This is a genomic window from Companilactobacillus farciminis KCTC 3681 = DSM 20184 (assembly GCF_002706745.1).
GTDB classification, from domain to species: Bacteria; Bacillota; Bacilli; order Lactobacillales; family Lactobacillaceae; genus Companilactobacillus; species Companilactobacillus farciminis.
Genome location: NZ_CP017702.1, coordinates 1,646,659 through 1,666,112, shown reverse-complemented (window position 1 = coordinate 1,666,112; position 19,454 = coordinate 1,646,659). Strand labels below are relative to the sequence as shown.

General features: G+C 36.7%; 18 protein-coding genes and 1 riboswitch. Of the genes, 16 read left to right on the top strand and 2 right to left on the bottom strand.

What is annotated here, in order from left to right; genetic code table 11:
* Positions 1–255: 255 nt before the first annotated feature.
* Positions 256–867, bottom strand: a complete 612-nt coding sequence (gene rpsD, locus LF20184_RS08080) for a 30S ribosomal protein S4 (RefSeq protein ID WP_010020146.1) — start codon at positions 865–867, stop codon at positions 256–258.
* Positions 868–1,187: 320 nt separating this feature from the next.
* On the opposite strand from rpsD, the gene LF20184_RS08075 reads away from it, so the two are divergent.
* The 12 genes from LF20184_RS08075 to thiT all read left to right on the top strand — a co-directional run bounded on the left by LF20184_RS08075 (position 1,188) and on the right by thiT (position 15,133).
* On the top strand, positions 1,188–2,876 hold the full coding sequence (locus LF20184_RS08075; protein ID WP_010020144.1) for a septation ring formation regulator EzrA: 1,689 nt from the start codon (positions 1,188–1,190) through the stop codon (positions 2,874–2,876).
* A 76-nt stretch (positions 2,877–2,952) separates the two neighbouring features.
* The gene (locus LF20184_RS08070; RefSeq protein ID WP_010020143.1) at positions 2,953–4,098 is read left to right on the top strand and encodes a cysteine desulfurase family protein; all 1,146 of its coding nucleotides are present in this window, start codon (positions 2,953–2,955) and stop codon (positions 4,096–4,098) included.
* A gap of 9 nt (positions 4,099–4,107) precedes the next feature.
* A complete protein-coding gene (gene thiI / locus LF20184_RS08065) occupies positions 4,108–5,325 on the top strand; it encodes a tRNA uracil 4-sulfurtransferase ThiI (RefSeq protein WP_010020142.1) in 1,218 nt (405 codons plus the stop codon).
* A 401-nt stretch (positions 5,326–5,726) separates the two neighbouring features.
* Positions 5,727–8,375, top strand: coding sequence for a valine--tRNA ligase (locus LF20184_RS08060; protein ID WP_056945166.1), 2,649 nt, complete (start codon positions 5,727–5,729; stop codon positions 8,373–8,375).
* A 72-nt stretch (positions 8,376–8,447) separates the two neighbouring features.
* On the top strand, positions 8,448–9,713 hold the full coding sequence (locus tag LF20184_RS08055; RefSeq protein ID WP_010020140.1) for a bifunctional folylpolyglutamate synthase/dihydrofolate synthase: 1,266 nt from the start codon (positions 8,448–8,450) through the stop codon (positions 9,711–9,713).
* A 9-nt stretch (positions 9,714–9,722) separates the two neighbouring features.
* Entirely contained in the window at positions 9,723–10,361 is a 639-nt protein-coding gene (gene radC, locus LF20184_RS08050) for a RadC family protein (RefSeq protein ID WP_010020138.1), read from the top strand.
* Between the two features lie 94 nt (positions 10,362–10,455).
* Positions 10,456–11,457, top strand: a complete 1,002-nt coding sequence (locus LF20184_RS08045) for a rod shape-determining protein (RefSeq protein WP_010020136.1) — start codon at positions 10,456–10,458, stop codon at positions 11,455–11,457.
* 45 nt (positions 11,458–11,502) lie between these two features.
* Positions 11,503–12,363, top strand: a complete 861-nt coding sequence (mreC, locus tag LF20184_RS08040) for a rod shape-determining protein MreC (RefSeq protein ID WP_010020134.1) — start codon at positions 11,503–11,505, stop codon at positions 12,361–12,363.
* Complete coding sequence (mreD, locus tag LF20184_RS08035; RefSeq protein ID WP_010020132.1) at positions 12,363–12,905, top strand: rod shape-determining protein MreD; 543 nt, start codon at positions 12,363–12,365, stop codon at positions 12,903–12,905. Before mreC ends, mreD begins: the two co-directional genes overlap by 1 nt.
* Entirely contained in the window at positions 12,902–13,540 is a 639-nt protein-coding gene (locus LF20184_RS08030) for a septum site-determining protein MinC (RefSeq protein WP_010020131.1), read from the top strand. The genes mreD and LF20184_RS08030 overlap by 4 nt, the downstream gene beginning before the upstream one ends.
* A gap of 22 nt (positions 13,541–13,562) precedes the next feature.
* Positions 13,563–14,360 carry a septum site-determining protein MinD gene (gene minD / locus LF20184_RS08025; protein WP_010020130.1) on the top strand — a complete coding sequence of 266 codons (798 nt, stop codon included), beginning with the start codon at positions 13,563–13,565 and terminating at the stop codon, positions 14,358–14,360.
* A gap of 33 nt (positions 14,361–14,393) precedes the next feature.
* A riboswitch (TPP riboswitch) is annotated at positions 14,394–14,494 on the top strand.
* 48 nt (positions 14,495–14,542) lie between these two features.
* The gene (gene thiT / locus LF20184_RS08020; RefSeq protein ID WP_010020129.1) at positions 14,543–15,133 is read left to right on the top strand and encodes an energy-coupled thiamine transporter ThiT; all 591 of its coding nucleotides are present in this window, start codon (positions 14,543–14,545) and stop codon (positions 15,131–15,133) included.
* A 61-nt stretch (positions 15,134–15,194) separates the two neighbouring features.
* On the opposite strand, the gene LF20184_RS08015 is transcribed toward thiT, so the two are convergent.
* Positions 15,195–15,320, bottom strand: coding sequence for a DUF4044 domain-containing protein (locus LF20184_RS08015; RefSeq protein WP_371874030.1), 126 nt, complete (start codon positions 15,318–15,320; stop codon positions 15,195–15,197).
* A 215-nt stretch (positions 15,321–15,535) separates the two neighbouring features.
* Here LF20184_RS08015 and mraZ point away from each other — a divergent pair, with 215 nt between their 5' ends.
* The 4 genes from mraZ to LF20184_RS07995 are packed head-to-tail and all read left to right on the top strand — an operon-like array spanning position 15,536 to position 19,453.
* A complete protein-coding gene (gene mraZ / locus LF20184_RS08010) occupies positions 15,536–15,967 on the top strand; it encodes a division/cell wall cluster transcriptional repressor MraZ (RefSeq protein WP_010020125.1) in 432 nt (143 codons plus the stop codon).
* Positions 15,957–16,907, top strand: a complete 951-nt coding sequence (rsmH, locus tag LF20184_RS08005; RefSeq protein WP_010020124.1) for a 16S rRNA (cytosine(1402)-N(4))-methyltransferase RsmH — start codon at positions 15,957–15,959, stop codon at positions 16,905–16,907. Before mraZ ends, rsmH begins: the two co-directional genes overlap by 11 nt.
* Positions 16,908–16,922: 15 nt before the next feature.
* Positions 16,923–17,288, top strand: coding sequence for a cell division protein FtsL (ftsL, locus tag LF20184_RS08000; protein ID WP_010020123.1), 366 nt, complete (start codon positions 16,923–16,925; stop codon positions 17,286–17,288).
* A complete protein-coding gene (locus tag LF20184_RS07995; protein ID WP_010020122.1) occupies positions 17,285–19,453 on the top strand; it encodes a penicillin-binding transpeptidase domain-containing protein in 2,169 nt (722 codons plus the stop codon). The genes ftsL and LF20184_RS07995 overlap by 4 nt, the downstream gene beginning before the upstream one ends.
* The last annotated feature ends 1 nt before the right edge of the window (position 19,454 follow it).

Below are 19,454 nucleotides of genomic sequence, written 5' to 3'. Positions count from 1 at the left end.
GCTTGGTGTGATCGTAACGTTGGCATTTTTCCAATTATTTTTTAACGAAACCTTTGGAATCATGTGGTGGACCGGTCTAATAGCTAGTATTGTCGGCTTACTATTAATTTTAAGATCTTTTAGCAAAATCAAATATAAATAGAAGACATTTTTGGAACAAGATTTTGAATCGCATTCCAAAGATGTCTTTTTTGTTAATTAAATTAGGGCAAAAAAAATACACCCACAAAGAGTGAATGTATTTTTGTCCAAATATTAAAGTACTTGGTTGTAGTATTCAACAACTAGTGATTCATCAATGTTTGGTTCTAGTTCGTCACGTTCTGGGTTACGTACTAGTGAACCTGTCAATGTGTTATCGTCGAAGCTAACGAAACCAGGACGACCAACAACGTTTTCAAGGTTTTCCTTAACAATAGCAAGGTCCTTTGACTTTTCACGAAGGCTGATCTTTTGACCAACTTGAACTTCGTATGAAGGGATATCAACACGTTTGCCATCAACTGTGATGTGACCGTGGTTTACAAGTTGACGAGCTTGTGGACGTGAGCTTGCAAGACCTAAACGGTAAACAACGTTATCCAATCTTGTTTCAAGAAGGATCATTAAGTTGATACCATGGATACCATCCATCTTACCAGCACGGTTAAATAGGTTACGGAATTGACGTTCGTTAACATCATACATGAAACGTAACTTTTGCTTTTCAGTTAATTGTTGACCGTATTCTGAGATCTTACGACGGCCACCATTTGGTCCGTGTTGACCAGGGGCATAGTTTCTACGAGCGATTTCCTTACCAGTACCTGAAAGTGAGATACCTAAACGACGTGATAATTTCCAGCGTGGGCCAGTATATCTTGACATATTTTAATTCCTCCAAAATGTTTGTCTGGAGTAAAATAATTAACTAGAGCTTAGCATTCGTGCAGTTATCGTTACAAATTTCACCTTGTGCAGCCACAGGTTACTGATTGAACTAAATCGTCGATAACTGTTGACGTTCTTGCCGCTCTTTGCTGCATATTTTACACGAAGGCTAGTATACCGTGCTAATAGCTAATTGTCAAAATTATTTTGGGAATAGTTTAAAACTTTATTATGAAAAGCTGACTTAGATAATAATAGGAGTAATATTTGTTATAATTTCATAAAGATAAGACTGAATCGTCATTAGGGGTGTAAATGTGTTTGTAATTATTATTGGAATAATTTTAATCGTTCTTTTTTTCTTATGGTACATGTGGTTTTTACAAAAGAAAAACGCGTCCACGCTGAATAAATACAAGGATAGAACTGATTATTTAAAAGAAGCTCGCTTAGAAGGCAAAATCGAAAAACTGACTAAAATGAAGTTATCTGGTGCCAGTGATGATCGTTTCAACCAATTAAAGGTGGAATATCATAAGCAAGAGGAAGAGATTTTTTCAGATATTCTTCGTCAAATGCGTGGGGCTGAATATAAAAATACTGAATTCAAAGTTTTTGGTGCTAACCAAGATCTAAAGAAGGTCAATACTAGTTTGGATCAGTTTGAGAAAAAAATTGCTGAGATTTCACAAGGCTTTGACGAATTGTTGAAGAGTAATGAATTGAACGCCACTCACAGTGAAGAATTACAAAAGAAATATCAAACATTACGCAAACAAGTTTTAACGCAATCATTTAGTTATGGTCCAGCAACTGATAAATTAGAGGATGAGTTGTCAGAAATTGCTAACCTATTAGATAATGAGAAACAATTGACTTCTAAAGGTGACCACATTGAAGCTAGTCAAATTTTGGACGATATTAAAATTAAGCTAGGCCTGATCACGGATCAATTGAAGGTTATTGAACCATTATTTCATGATTTAAATGAAGTTTTCCCAGGTCAAGTTGATGAAATCAAGTTCGTCTTTCAAAAGCTAGACAAGCAACATTTCAAGTTTAATGATGATATTGTCGCTTTGATTCAAGAAGTTCAAAAAGAAATTGAAGAATCAAATGAAAAACTTGGTGAATTGAATTTCGATGCAGTCAATACTAATAATGAAGATATCAAGCAAAGAATCGACGATCTATATGAGACTTTGACCTTAGAAATAGACGGCAAACGCGATGTCTTAAAAGAACAAAAACCAGTTTTGGACTATCTCAATCATGCGGTTTTCCAACACAATCGCTTGGATAAGAGGATTCAAAAGTTGCAAGAGAGCTATATCTTAACAGATAAGACCTTGGATACTTTTAAAAACAATTTTGATACCTTGAATGAAGTTCGTCGCGAGTATGACAGTGACGTGCAAAGTATCGCTGATAAGCAAGTGATCTTCTCGCAAGTTAGAAATGATTTTAAAGATATCGTTAAAGAGTTGGATGAGATTGAAACTAATGAAAAAGATATCAATGATGAACTCAATCAAATGTTGACCAGTGAACAGATTGCTCGGAACAGTGTCGACGAATATGCCAAACGCTTAGAAATTCAAAAGAAAATGATCGAACAATTACGTTTGAACGGTTTACCTGATGATTACCTCGACTATTTCTACATGGTTTATGATGAAATTAACAAGTTATATGACGATTTAGATGCTGACCAAATTAATATGGAAGATATTAGTAAGGCCGTCATCATTACACAAGAAGATTTGAACAATTTAGTCGAAAAGACTTCTAAATTAAAGTACAATGTTCAATTGGCAGAAAAATTGCTTCAATATGCGAACCGTTATGCTACTAAGAACAAAGAATTCAGCGATGAATTGGCTCATGCTCGTTCATTGTTTGACGATGATTACAATTATCAAGAATCGGTTGATGTGATTTCAAAAGCGCTAGAAGAAGTTGAATCTGGTTCAGTTGATCGGATAAAAGAGACAATTAATTCTTAATTTTTCTAAAAGTGTGTTAAATTATAATAGATAAAAATTTAGGCCCTTGAGGCCTTTTTATTTTGGTGAGGCAAAAATGATATATTTTGATAATAGTGCAACAACTAAAGTTAATGATTCAGTTCTAAAAACTTACAATGCTGCTAGTGAAGAATATTTTGGGAATCCTTCTAGTTTGCATAAGTTGGGATTGAGAGCTTATGAATTATTAGAAACATCTCGTAAACAAATCGCAAAATTAATGGGCTTCAAACAAGATGAAGTCGTTTTTACTAGTGGTGGTACTGAGGGTAACAATTGGATCATCAAAGGTACAGCTTTTAAGAAGCGTGAATTTGGTAAACACATCATTACTACACAAATTGAGCATCCATCTGTTTTGAACACGATGCATCAACTTGAAGAATTAGGTTTTGAAGTAACTTATTTACCAGTCGATAAAACTGGTCATATTAGTGCTGACGACCTTAAAAAAGCTATTCGTGACGATACTATCTTAGTTTCAACTATGGCAGTCAACAATGAAATTGGAGCAATTCAACCAATCCATGAAATTGCTAATGTATTAAAAGACTATCCAAATATCAGTTATCACGTTGATTCTGTCCAAGCAATTGGTAAGAATATTCAAGATAAATTCATGGATCCTAGAGTTGACTACTATACCTTCTCTGGTCACAAGTTCCATGCACCTCGTGGAATTGGCTTTATCTATATGAAAGAAGGTAAGCAACTTGAACCACTAATGGCTGGTGGCGGTCAAGAGTCAAACCTTCGTAGTGGTACTGAGAATACTCCGGCAATTGCTGGTATGGCTAAGGCTATTCGTCTATTAAAAGAAGATGAAGCTAAAAAAGCTGACAAGATGGAACAATTAAAAGAAAAATTAGTTGCCCACTTGAAGACAATGGACAATGTTCACGTCTTTTCACAAGTTGCTGATAATTTTGCCCCACACATCATCTGTTTTACAATCGATGGCGTTCGTGGCGAAACAATCGTGCATACGTTTGAAGACCGTGATATTTATATTTCAACGACTAGTGCTTGTTCATCCAAAAAAGGTTTGGAATCAGGTACTTTAAAGGCAATGAATGTCAGAGAAAATGTTGCAACTAGTGCTGTACGTGTTAGTTTAGACGAAAGCAATACTGAAAAAGAAATGGATGAGTTCATTAAGAATCTTGATGAAATTCATGACCATTTCCAAATTTTGAACTAGGAGAAATACATGGAATATACTGAAATTATGGTTCGCTACGGTGAACTATCAACAAAGGGTAAAAACCGTAAGAGCTTCATCGACCGTCTTCACGGAAATGTAGCTAAAGTTTTGAAGGATTACCCTGATCTTAGAATGCAACCACATCGTGACCGTCTACACATCAATTTAAACGGTGTCGATGCTAAGCCAGTAATGGAAAAATTAAAGAACGTCTTTGGGATTCAAACTTTCTCACTCAGTGTTAAAGTTTCACGTGATTTTGAAGATGTGAAGAAAAAAGCCGTTGAAATGATGCACGAAGCTTATAAGCCAGGCATGAGTTTCAAAGTTGGAACAAAACGCGCTGATAAGACTTATGAGTTAGATACTAACCAAATCAACTTGCAATTAGGGGACGCTATTTGTGAAGCTTTCCCAGAAATTGACGTTGAGATGAAACATCCTGATATCAAGATTTCAGTCGAAGTTCGTCAAGATGGAATTTACTTATCATACTTAACAGTTAAAGGTGCTGGTGGTCTTCCTGTTGGAACTGCTGGTAAAGCTATGTTGATGTTATCTGGTGGAATTGACTCTCCAGTTGCTGGATACCTTGCTATGAAGCGTGGAGTTGACATTGAAATGGTTCACTTCTTCAGTCCTCCATACACTTCCGAACAAGCCTTGAACAAAGCTAAAGAATTAACTTCTAAATTGACTGCCTTCGGTGGCAATATCAAATTTATCGAAGTACCTTTTGCTGAAATTCAAGAGACAATCAAGTCCAGCGTGCCAGAAGGTTACTTAATGACGATTCAACGTCGTTTCATGTTGAGATTGACTGATATGATTCGTGAAAAAGAACACGGTCTAGCAATTTTTAACGGTGAGGCCGTTGGTCAAGTTGCTTCACAAACATTGGAAAGTATGGCTGCTATCAATGACGTCACAACTACACCAATCTTGCGTCCAGTGGCAACAATGGATAAGACAGAAATTATTCGCTTAGCTGAAAAGATCGATACATTTAATCTTTCAATTCAACCATTCGAAGATTGCTGTACTGTCTTTGCTCCACCATCACCAAAAACACGTCCAAGTATCGAAAAGACACGTCACTTTGAAAGCGTCTTAGATATTGACGGATTATTGCAACGAGCAATGGATGGTATCAAGATTACAACCGTTGAACATGGCAACAAGTTCATGGAAAGTGATCAAGAAAACATCAACAGTTTGCTATAAAATTAATTGACGTTTAATAAAGAATGTTTTATTATCAGAATATCAGCTTTGAGCAGGAGTGTTGATTGAAGAGATTTCAGAGAAGGCATGTTGTTGAGAATTGCCGAATCGAATCAGTTGATTGTTGCCTGTGAGCTATCATTAAATGATCGGGCCACCGTTATCTGTTGAGTGAAGAGTGAAAACTCTTAATTTAGGTGGTACCGCGAGCATTCGTCCTATTAGGGATGGGTGCTCTTTTTTTACAGTCTCTTACCGGCTATGCCGGTTAGAGAGTGTTATGGGGGCGCATAGCGCCCGTATTCCATGACTTTTGGCTATGCCGGTTAGAGAATGTTATATGGGGATAATCCTCATTTTAAGTAATATATCAGAATAAATAAAAAAATGGAGGAAACAACATGAGAGAAATCGACATGGATACAAAATACAATCCTCAAGAAGTCGAAGAAGGTCGTTATCAAACTTGGTTAGATGAAGACGTCTTCAAACCTTCTGGAGATAAGAAAGCTAAACCTTATTCAATCGTTATCCCACCACCCAATGTTACTGGTAAGTTGCACTTGGGTCACGCTTGGGACACAACGATTCAAGATACTTTGATTCGTTACAAGAGAATGCAAGGGTTCGATACTTTATACCTACCAGGTATGGATCACGCCGGAATTGCTACTCAAGCTAAAGTTGAGGCTAAATTACGTGAACAAGGAATTTCTCGTTACGATCTAGGTCGTGAGAAGTTCGTTGATGAAGTTTGGAAGTGGAAAGATGAATTCGCTTCTATCATCAAATCACAATGGGGTAAATTAGGACTTTCATTGGATTATTCACGTGAAAGATTTACTTTGGACGAAGGCTTGTCAAAGGCTGTTCGCAAGGTCTTTGTTAAGTTGTATAACGAAGGTTTGATCTACCGTGGCGAATACATTATCAACTGGGATCCACAACTACAAACAGCTTTGTCAGATATCGAAGTTATCCACAAGGACGATCAAGGTGCTTTCTACCACGTTAAGTATCCATATGCCGATGGTTCAGGTTACATTGAAATTGCTACAACACGTCCAGAAACTATGTTTGGTGATGTTGCCGTAGCTGTTGCTCCTGATGATGACAGATACAAGGATATCGTCGGTAAGGAAATCATCGTGCCATTAGTTGACCGTAAGATTCCAATTATTACTGACCACTACGTTGATAAAGAATTTGGTACTGGTATGGTTAAAATCACTCCAGCTCATGACCCTAACGACTTTGCGGTTGGTAATCGTCATGACTTGAAACGTATCAACACAATGAACGCTGACGGTACAATGAACGAAAATGCTGGTAAATACAACGGCATGGATCGTTTTGAAGCTAGAAAGGCTATCGTAAAAGACCTACAAGATGAAGGTTACATGATCAATATTGAACCTTACGTTCACAGTGTTGGACATTCAGAACGTTCTGGCGTACAAGTTGAGCCAAGACTTTCAACACAATGGTTCGTTAAGATGAAGCCACTTGCAGAAATGGCTTTGAAGAACCAAAAGGGTGATGACAAAGTTAACTTTGTACCTGACCGTTTTGAAGATACCTTCACACAATGGATGGAAAATGTTCACGATTGGGTTATTTCTCGTCAACTATGGTGGGGACACCAAATCCCAGCTTGGTACAACAAGAAGACTGGTGAAACTTACGTTGGTGAAGAAGCACCTAAGGATATTGAAAACTGGGATCAAGAACAAGACGTGCTTGATACTTGGTTCTCAAGTGCTCTATGGCCATTTTCAACTATGGGTTGGCCAGATACTGACGCAGAAGACTTCAAGCGTTACTTCCCAACTAATACTTTAGTTACTGGTTACGATATTATTTTCTTCTGGGTTTCAAGAATGATTTTCCAAAGTTTGAAATTTACAGGTAAGAAACCATTTGACCACGTTGTTATCCACGGTTTGATTCGTGATGAACAAGGTCGCAAGATGAGTAAATCACTTGGCAATGGTATCGATCCAATGGATGTTATCCAAAAATACGGTGCCGATGCTTTGCGTTGGTTCTTGATGAATGGTTCAACTCCAGGACAAGATACAAGATTCAGTTATGACAAGATGGACTCTGCTTGGAACTTTATCAATAAAATCTGGAATGCTTCTCGTTACGTTATCATGAACCTTGACGATGACACTCCAGCTATGGACGATTTGTCACAGGTAACTAGTTATGACTTATCTGATAAGTGGATCTTGGCCAAATTAAACCACACTGTTAAAGAAGTTAATCGTTTGATGGACAACTTTGAATTTGGTGAAGTTGGTCGTAATCTTTACAACTTTATTTGGAACGATTTCTGTGACTGGTACATCGAAATGAGTAAAGCTACTCTAACTGGTGATGATGAAGCTGCTAAGAAACAAAAGAAGATGATCTTGACTTATGTCTTGGATCAAACTTTGAGATTGATGCACCCAATCATGCCATTTGTTACTGAAAAGATTTGGCTAACAATGCCTCACAACGGCAAGTCAATCATGCAAGCTAAGTATCCCGAAAATCATGCTGAATTTGACGATGCTGATGCTATGAATCAAATGGATGTTTTGATCGATTTGATCAAGTCCCTAAGAAAGATCCGTTTGGAAGCTAATGCCCCAATGTCTAAAGCTGTTGATATCTTGATCAAACCTCAAGACGACAAGGTTAAAGATGTGGTCTTGAACAACAAGGAATACATCGACCGCTTCATGCATCCAAAGGACTTGAAAGTTGCAACTGACATCGAAGCCCCAGCTCTAGCAATGACTGCTGTTACTAATGGTGCTGAATTGTACGTTCCATTGGCTGAATTGATCAACATTGATGATGAAATTGCTCGTCAAAATGAAGAAATAGCTAAACTTGACAAAGAAATTGAACGTATCAACAAGAAACTTTCTAACAAGAACTTCGTACAAAAGGCTCCTGAAAAAGTTGTTGCTGAACAAAAAGAAAAATTGGCTGATTATCAATCACGTCAAGCCAAAGTACAACAAAGAATTCAACAATTACAAGCTAATAAATAAAATTTGAGTATATAATGATGAGGGTTGGCAAAAGTCCAGCCCTTTTTATTTAAGAAAAATTGGAGAAAGATATTGTTAGAAACTTACGAAGAAGCGTTGAAATTTATTCATAGTTTACCTAAATTCAAACGAACGAATGATTTGGGTAATATTAAAGAAGCTTTGAGCCGATTAGATAATCCTCAAGACAGTTATGAAACGATTCATATCACGGGGACTAATGGTAAGGGTACAACTACTAATTTTTTGGCAAATTTACTAGAGGCTAGTGGCAAGCGTGTAGGAATGTTCACGTCGCCTTTTATTAAAGAATTCAATGAACGTATTCAAATCAATCATCAATATATTTCTAACGACGAATTAGTTAAAGAAGTTAATTACATCAAAGAAAAAGTTGCAGGAATTCCGTTAGCTGAGTTTGAATTTGTAACGATTTTGGGGTATTTTTATTTCCGTGGTCGTGTTGATGTAGCTGTAATTGAGGCTGGAATCGGTGCTAAACATGATAAAACTAATGTTATTACACCGGTGCTTTCAATTATTACTTCAATTGACTTAGACCATGAGTTATTGATTGGACCAACTTTACAAGACATTGCTCGGGAAAAGGCTGGTATTATTAAGCCAAATCGTCCAATCATTACTGGACAATTGCATGAATCAGTTCGAGGCATCATTCAAAAAGAAGCCGAGACATTAAATAGTCCGTTATTCAGTTATGGACAAAATTTTTCACTAAAAAAGTATAAAAATAATGATTTTTCTTTATCGTTTATATATTATGATGATAAGCTATCAGTAGAAGGCTTAAATTGCTTAGGTTTTGAAAAAACTACCGCAATTAATGCTTCAATAGCGATAAAAGCTTTTCTAGAATTTCAGAAGTTACATGGTTTAAAACTGGATTCAGATTTGATCAGGGATAATCTTGATAAATATCAATTGCCTGGTCGAGCTCAAGTAGTTCAGAAGAAACCATTGATTTTGCTAGACGGAGCCCATAACATTTCAGCAATTTACAATTTAATCAATTCTTTATCAATAAATTATGAAAATAAGGATATAATTGTTTTATATGCAGGGATGAAGGATAAAGATCGTCACGATATTTTGGATGAATTGGTGCCAAAATCTAAGCATATTTATATTACAAAGCTTGATATGGCACGTTCTGCTACGAAAGAGGACTATAACTTATCGCAATATTCGAATGTTTCTTTTGTTGAAAATTATCGTGATGAATTACAGAAAATTGTTTCTCACTTGACTGATGACCAATTGTTGTTAGTTACAGGATCATTTTATTTAGTATCAGATTTGGAGAATTATTTTTCGTAATTTTCAATTATGATGATAAATTTAAGAGAAAGAATTTTAAGCTATGGTGTCGCTACATTAAAAGATGAAGAATTATTAGCCGTGATTTTGGGAAATGGGACTAAAGAATATCCTGTAGCCAAACTTGCTAGAAAAATAGTTTCTGAATCCAATGGTTTAAACTTGAGTTTAGAGCAATTAATGTCTTTTAATGGAGTAGGAGTAGCGCAAGCTTGTAAAGTACTTGCGGCAATAGAATTAGGATCAAGAAAAAATCAAGCTGATACCTTATCAGAAGAAACTGTTTCGGTTGCTGATATGGGTCAACATTTAATAAAGAAAATTGGGAGTGCTCCACAAGAAAAGCTAATAGCAATATATTTAAATAATAGTTATCACGTGATCTCAGAGAAAATTATTTTTATTGGTACAGTCGATTCAGCAACGGTCCATCCGCGGGATATTTTACGCGAAGCGGTTGGGATGTCTGCAACGCAAGTTTTGATTGCTCATAACCATCCGAACGGTTCGTTGATGTTTTCGCAAAACGATCAAGAGTTCAGTTTGAGACTACAAAAATGTTGCCATTTAATAGGAATAAACTTAATAGACCATTTAATTATTACAAAAAAGACATATTCTAGTCTAAAGTCTTTAAATTTAATTTAGGATATGATTTCGTCGTACTTTCATTCGGCGTTTTCTATGATATAATTTTGATTAGCGTAAAATGTGGTGTGTACTTTAAAGGAGAGAAAATAAATTGTTTGGTATTGGATCAAAGAAGCTCGGTATAGACTTGGGAACTGCAAATACTCTAGTTTATGCTGAAGGAAAAGGTATAGTTTTAAATGAACCTTCAGTTGTTGCAAAAAATAATAACACTGGAGAAATCGTTGCCGTCGGTTCAGACGCACGTGAAATGATTGGTCGTACACCGGGTAGTATTTCTGCAATTCGTCCAATGCGTGACGGTGTAATTGCCGACTATGACACAACAGCAGCTATGATGAAGTACTTCATCGAAAAAACTGCTAACAACTCAAAACCATCAGTTATGGTTTGTGTTCCAAGTGGTGTTACAGAAGTTGAAAAGCGTGCTGTTATTGAAGCAACACAACATGCAGGGGCTCGTGAAGCTTATGTAATCGAAGAACCATTTGCAGCTGCTATCGGTGCAGGTCTTCCTGTTATGGATCCAACTGGTAATATGGTTGTTGATATTGGTGGTGGTACTACTGATGTTGCTACTATTTCATTGGGTGGTATCGTTTCATCACGTTCTATCCGTGTTGCTGGTGACAAGTTTGACGAATCAATTTCTGCATATATTAAGTCAAACTTCAACCTACAAATTGGTGAAAGAACTGCTGAAGACGTTAAGATTCAAGTTGGTTCTGCTTCAATCGAGAAGTCAAAAGAACTTGAATCAATGCAAATTCGTGGTCGTGATTTGGTAACTGGTCTACCTAAGACAGTCTCATTGACTGGTGAAGATATTGCCACAGCTATTCACGAAAATGTCGAAGAAATCATTGAAACAATTAAAGAAACTCTTGAGGAAACATCTCCTGAGATTGCCGCCGACGTTATCGATCATGGTATCGTACTTACTGGTGGTGGTGCTTTATTACATCATTTACCTGAAGTGATATCTGAAGCAACTGGAGTTCCCGTATTCATTGCTCAAGACCCACTAGATTGTGTGGCCATCGGTACTGGTGAATCACTTAAAAATATCGATGTAATGCGTCGCCAAAAATAAGCGGGTTAATCCCGTTTTTTTTATTTGATCTACTAGGAGGAAGCAATGCAAAAGTTCTTTTCAAATAAAAAATTGATTATCTTAATGATACTTATTATCGTAACTTTTGGACTTTTAGCGGTGACGGTCAATATTCGTGATAAGAAGAGTACGCCGCCAGTAGTTCAACAGATCGGTAATGATGTTGTCAGCGTGGTTGGTGGTGTCTTTGCTTATCCAACCAATGCTGTGAAAAATGCTACCTCAGAATTCTCTGATTTATACAACACTTACACTGAGAACAAACGTTTAAAAGCACGTATCGGTGAATTGGCTCAAAATCAGGCTAAATTAGAAGTAGTTCAAGATGAAAATAAACAACTCAAACAAGAATTAAAACTCAATAGTACTTTGACAGATTATTCCACTGTCAATGCTTCTGTTTTGTCACGTTCACCAAGTAGCTGGCAAAGTTACTTGACGATCAATCGTGGTCAAACAAGTGGTATTAAAAAGAATATGCCAGTCATGTCTGGTAAAGACTTGATTGGTAGAATCATTGAAGTCGATAAAGTCAGTTCAAAAGTTGAATTGATTTCAACCAATAATGAATTAAATGACAAATTTGCTGCTGAAATCATCGGCGACAATAAGAACATTACTGGTGTTGTGAGTCGTTACGATGGCGATACTGGTGATTTAGTCATGGAAAACGTCACTTCAACGAAGAGTATTAAAAAAGGCCAAAGCGTTATTACTTCCGGTTTAGGTGGTTTGACACCAAGAGGGTTATACATCGGTAAGGTTTATGGAATCAAAAAAGACAATTACGGTATGACTAACTCGGTATACATCACTCCAGCTGCTGAATTGCGTAACTTCACAGTTGTGACAGTAATCAAGTCATCAGTTAGCGGTGAGAAGTAATGAATATCAAAACTCGTAAAGTAGTCGGACAAGTATTTTTTCTATTATTAGCATTTTACTTGGATGGTTTAATGAAATGGGCCTTTTTGAATAATATGAACCATGGTGGATTTAACGTTTTGCCACAGTTGATGTTGATGCTAATAGTAATGTTGACGATGCGAATCGATGATCGTAGACATTTGATAATTTTAGGAGTCGTCTTTGGACTTTTGTACGATTCTTATTATTACGGAATAATTGGATTGTATACGATTTTATTGCCACTTCTAATGGTGGGAATTGATCATTTTAAATTCTTATTGTTGAAAAACAATATGGGATATGATCTTTCGATTTATTTCTTGTCGTTGACATTCTTGCAATCAGGTATTTATTTGTTGGAACGCTTATTGCAACAAACTAATACTGATGTATTAGATTTCATCACGTATACATTGGGTCCAACTTTGTTGTGGAACGTAGTAGTTTTCTTTATTCTTTACGTTCCCTTGGCTAATTTGTCGAGTTGGATGGTGAAATATCGGAGGGATAGTAAATGAGTGACATCATTTTAAAAGGTGATAAGAATGGCTTTTCGGTCATTATTGACGACAAAGCTAATTATGGCGCTGCTTTAAAAGAAATGAAGGATTTGATTATCCAGCAAAATGCCAAATCAACTAATGAAAATGATGATGTTATTTACTTTACTGTTAAAACAGGACGTCGTTTACTAACTGAAGATCAAAAAAACGATATCCGTGATTTCTTTGATGAATATCCACAATTAACTTTGAAAGATATCGAAGCTGATGTTGAAGATAATTTGAAAGTTGCCGATATTTTAAAAGCTAATCGGACTAATGTTGAATCGGGAATTATTCGTAGTGGACAAAAAATCGATTACGAAGGTGATTTGATTTTTCTGGGCACTTTGCATCGGGATGCTCAAGTGAGAGCTAGCGGGTCAATTTATATCCTTGGCGATGTGAATGGAATCGTTCATGCAGGATTTCCTGACAATACGAATGCAATGATCTTTGGCAATTTAAAAGATGTTGATCAACTGAGAATTGCTGATGTGATTGAAATCGTAACTGATGATAACAAAAAAGATTTTCAAGCTGAAAAGTATGCCTTTATTGATGATTTGCATTCTATCAGCATTGATGATCTGAAAAATTATAAGCGTTAGTTTAAAAAAGGACAGGTTAACTATGGGGATATCAATCGTTGTAACTTCTGGAAAAGGTGGAGTTGGAAAGACTACTACCACAGCAAATGTTAGTACTGTCTTGGCAAGCCTTGGAAAAAAGGTCTGCATGGTTGATTTGGATATTGGTCTAAGAAACCTGGATGCGGTCATGGGGCTAACCAATCGAATCGTTTACGACATTGTTGATGTGGCACAGCATCGAGTGGTAGTATCGCAAGCTTTAGTCAGAGATCCACGTTTCGAAGATAATTTGTATTTGTTAGCAGCTTCGCAGTTTGCTGATAAATATGTTTTGGATAAAGAATCCGTTGGCAATATCGTCAATGAATTGAAACAACGTTTCGATTTTGTGATGATCGATTGTCCAGCGGGAATTGAATATGGCTTTCAAAATGCCGTTTCCATTGCAGATGGAGCTTTGGTAGTTACTAATCCAGAAGTCGCTTCTGTTAGTGACGCCGATCGTGTTGTCGGTATTTTGGAAAACATGAACATGCCAATTACGCCACATTTAATTATTAACCGGATTCGAAAAAATATGATCAATGATGGTACGTCAATGAGAATCGATGACATCGTTAACCATTTAGGGATTCCACTATTAGGAATCGTAATTGATGAAGATAAGGTAATTTCAGCTTCTAATTCAGGTAGAACTGTAGTCTTTGATGACCAAAGCGATGCGGGCCATAGCTATCAAAATATTGCTCGACGTATGCTTGGTGAAAACATTCCTCTTGATTTGTCAACTCACACAAAAAAAGTTGGCTTTTGGGGCAGAGTGTTTGGAAGAAAATAGGGACTATGGTACAATTTTTCTGTAAATTGAATAAGTCAACACAGGGGGAGCCATTCGGCTGAGAGTGAATTAAGTTCAGACCCTTTAAACCTGTTATGTTAATACATGCGTAGGGATAGTGTTGTTCAAGCAGAAGCTCGAACTCTCTTGTGATGACGAAAATCAGAAGGGAGTTCTTTTTTATGATCAATAATGTTAGTAAAGGTACGGGCAATGATTTAGTTGTCATTACCGAAGGGGCTTTGATTACCGCTTTAGCGATGGTCTTGTCATTTATCCCTCATTCTACAGGAGTCTCTGCAGTAGAATTTTCTTACGGATTGATTCCGATGTCGATCTTTGCTTTGCGCCGTGGTTTGAAACCTGGCTTAATGGCTGGATTAGTTTGGGGAATTTTAGACTTGGTTATTCGTGGTTTTAGTAGTGGTGGTTTTTTGAATCCTTTGCAAGGTTTTGTAGAATATCCAGTTGCTTTTGGTGTAGTTGGTTTGATTGGACTTGGTAGTGTACAAGTAAAACGTTCGATTGAACAGGGCAACAATGCCTTAGGATTGATTATTTTCTATTCGGCTATTGGTTTCTTTGCAAAATATTTCTTCCACTTCATCGCTGGCGGTATTTACTGGGGTTCATATGCTCCTAAGGGAATGAATCCTTGGATTTATTCTTTTGCCATTAATGGTGGTAGTTTCATCGCTAATATGATTATGCTGTTAGTCTTAGCGGTCTTGTTGAATAAGATTTTCAAACGTTTGATTATGGTTAAAAATTAGAAAAAAATAAATCCTCGTGGGAATGTAGAAAAATTACATTCTCACGAGGATTTTTTTTATTTTAAATGAAACTCATCAATGCACCTAAAACTACACCGCCGATAGTAACTAAGATCATTAACCAAACGACTACTTGTGTAATTTTAGTCAAAGTGCTTTTAGGTTTTTTATCGTCCAATAATTCCACCACCAAATTAATCTATAGTGAAATACTACTTCACAAACTCATTTTATGCAATGTTTGCAACCGCTAACATTACAATTTGAAAAATTACCCCACCGCTAGAACCATACAAATAGTAATGGCTTTCACTTTTCTTGTGAAATTCTTAAATATCGTGTGGTTAAAAGTGGGGAATTGTGGTAAATTAGGAAGTGTTAAAGAATTGAGGTGAACTGTCCGTGTTCATGGGTGAATTTCATCACACACTAGATACTAAAGGTCGAGTTATTGTCCCGGCCAAATTTAGAAAACTACTTGGTGATAAGTTTGTAATTACTCGAGGCATGGATGGTTGCCTTTTTGGGTATCCAATTGAGCAGTGGGAAAAGCTCGAAGCTCAGTTGGATAAGTTGCCTTTAACAAAAAAAGACGCAAGAGCATTCACGCGGTTCTTTTATTCTGCTGCGGCAGAAGTCGAATTTGATAAGCAGGGTCGAATCAATCTTTCGGCACCTTTAATCAAATTTGCTAAATTGGAAAAGGATTGTGTGATTGTCGGAGTTTCAGATCGAATTGAAATTTGGGATGCAGAGCGTTGGAACGAATTTAGCCAAGAGGCTGAAGATAATTTTGAGGAAATATCGGAGAAAATGACAGACTTTGACTTCTAATGTATATAAACATAAAACAGTACTTTTAAAAGAAACTATTGATGAAATAAATCCACACGATAATGGTATTTACGTTGACGCAACCTTTGGGCGTGGTGGACACACTAAAGAATTATTGAGTCGCGTACACAATAGTCATCTTTATGTTTTTGATCGTGATGAAGCTGCCATTGAGGTCGGTGAAAATATTCAAAATGATCCAAACATTATTGGTGATAATTCACTAACTTTAATACGTGATAATTTTGAAAATATGCAAGAACGTTTGAACGAACTTGGAATAGAGAAGGTTGACGGCATTGTTTATGATTTGGGAGTTTCTTCTCCCCAATTTGATGATGCCCAAAGAGGCTTTAGCTATAAAAAAGAAGCACGTTTAGATATGCGGATGGATCAAAGACAAGATCTTGATGCTGAAAAGATCGTTAATGATTGGTCATTCAATGAGTTAGTAAGTATTTTTTACAAATACAGTGACGAAAAATTTGCTAAACAGATTGCTCGTGCTATTGAACGTACCAGAGAAAATCATCGTATTACTTCTACCTTGGAATTGGCTGATATTATTAAGAATGCTATTCCTGCTGCAGCTAGAAGAACCGGTGGTCATCCAGCTAAGCGTGTTTTTCAAGCGATTAGAATTGCCGTTAATGATGAATTGGGTTCTTTAGAGAGATCTCTTGAACAAGCCATTGATTTGTTAGCACCAAAAGGCAGAATAAGCGTTATAACTTTTCAATCCAAAGAAGACCGAATTGTAAAACATATTTTTAAAAACAATTCCCATGTTGATTTACCAAGGGGGCTTCCTGTCATTCCTGATGACATCAAACCTGTCTTAAAACAGATCACTAGGAAACCAATCTTGCCTAATGAAGAAGAATTGTCTGAAAATAATCGGGCTCATAGTGCAAAATTACGTGTCGTTGAAAAGATATAATGGAGAAATAATGATATGAGAGAAGAAAGTACTGCCAGAAACTTACAAGAATATCAAGTTGAACAACAACCACAAGAGCAGGTTCAGTCTGCTCCTAAAACTTCTAGCGTTGCTTTGTCAAAGTTTGAGATCCTTTCAATCGTGACATTAGCTTTATTGACCTTGGGCTTAATGGTTACCTTGGTCAGTATTAAAGTTTCAATGACTTCTTCTCAAAATAAATTAGATAGTCTGACTACACAGATTACAAAAACAAATACCAGTAACGTTAATTTAAGACAAGAGATTTCTGAATTAACTAGTTTTGATCGCTTTTCTTCGTTTGCAAAGAAGCATAATTTGAAAATGAGTGACAACAATGTAAGGAATATTTCAAAATGAGTAAGTTCAGAAAATTATTAAAAAATAAGGCAAGACGCAATCATTATATTGTTGGGATAGTAATCTTGATTGCGACTGCCTTTTCTTTTATCCTTTTTATCCAAAGATTCGCCTATATCTCAATGAGTAAGCAATATGACGGCGTTAATTTGGTGCAAAAGACGAAACAAAAATATGAACGAGTAACAAAAGTCAATGCCAAGCGTGGCGATATCCTTGATGTTAATGGGGATATGATTGCTGGAGATTCAACTATTTACAATATTTATGCGATTGTAGACCATAAATCAAAAACAGTTGATGGCAAGGCAGATTATGTAGTTGATAAGGACAAGACAGCCCAAGTTTTGAGTAAGTACTTATCTTTATCAAAGAAACAGATTAAGAAGTATTTGACTCCGGTAAGCAAAAAACAGTACCAAGTAGAGTTTGGACCATCTGGTCGTGGGTTATCGATTGAAATAAAGCGTAAGATTGCGGCCAAAAAATTACCAGGGATTCATTTCATTGAATTACCTTCGAGATCTTATCCTAATGGTGTCTTTGCGACTAATTTAGTCGGTATCACTAAAGCTGACGATGCTAACGATAAAAACAGCAATATCAGTGGTGTCATGGGAATCGAAAAGTATTTCAATAAGGTTTTATCTGGTAAAAATGGTAAGCAGATCACTAAAGTCGATAAAAATGGCAATGAATTACCAGGTTCACAGATGGTCGAAAAGAAATCTGCTGATGGATCGAATATTTATTTAACATTAAATAGTAAGATTCAACAGTATGCTGAAATTTTGGCACAGACTGTTGAAGAAAAATATGAACCAAAGAATCTACAGATTTTAGTAATGAATGCCAAAACTGGTGCGATTGAAGCGGCCACACAACGCCCAACCTTTAATCCTACAACTGGTAAAGGTCTCAGCAATAGCTGGCGTGATACTTTAGTTGAAGATCAATTTGAACCAGGATCAGTCATGAAGATTTTGACTTTGTCAGCTTCGATAGATTCTGGAAATTATGATCCTAATCAACTTTATCAATCAGGTACAGTCGAAGTCGGTGGTCGAACAATTGGTGACTGGAATACTGCTGGATGGGGATACATTCCTCTATCAGAAGCCTTCACTAGATCTTCTAACGTCGGAATGGTCAAGCTGGAACAAGAAATGGGCTCAGAGACCTGGATGGAATACATGAAGAAATTCCATATTGGTCAAAAGACTGGCGTTGATTTACCAGGGGAAGTTTCAGGTAGTATTTCTTATGAGCACACTAGTGATCAAGCGATGACTTCATTTGGTCAAAGTGTCAACGTTAATACTATGCAAATGTTACAGGCTTTCTCAGCTATCGCTAATGGCGGCAAGATGATCAAGCCACAAATCATTAAAAAAGTTGTTGATGCTGATACTGGTAAGACAACTAAGAAATTTAAGCGTGAAGTAGTGGGGCAGCCAATCAAAGCAAGTACCGCTAAAAAAGTTCAAAAGGCAATGCGCCAAGTTGTAACGAAGAGTTATGGAACTGGGGTAGTTTATAATGTACCTGGAGTAAAAGTCGGTGTAAAAACTGGTACTGCTCAAATCGCCTCACCAAGTGGTGGATATTTAACAGGTTCAAACAATTATATCTTCTCCGTTGCCGGGATGATTCCATATAATGATCCTAATTACATTGTTTATGTCACGATGAGACAACCTCAAAAGATGACCGAATCGGCTGAAAAAATCTTGTCTGAAGTCTTTAATCCTTTAGTTAAACGTTTAGTTAGCCAAGGAAAATCACAGACTGATTCAGTAGAAGTGGGCAGTCAATATGTGAGTGTACCAAGTCTTTTGGACAAGTCGACGAACTCAGCTTTGGATAAAATTAAGAATTTGGGATTGCAATCAGGTGTAATTGGTACTGGTGACAAAGTTGTCCAACAATTGCCTGATAGTGGTCAAAAAGTCATGCCGGGTCAAAGAATGGTCTTGTTGACTAACGGCGCTATGACGATGCCAGATCTTAATGGTTGGTCGAAGAATGACGTTTTGAAGTTTGCTGAAATCACTGGTAAACAAGTCACGACCAAAGGCGACGGATATGTCGTTAAACAGTCGGTTGAGGCTGGTCATGTGATAAATGACAGTGGTAAAATTATAGTTACATTGAAAAATAAATAAT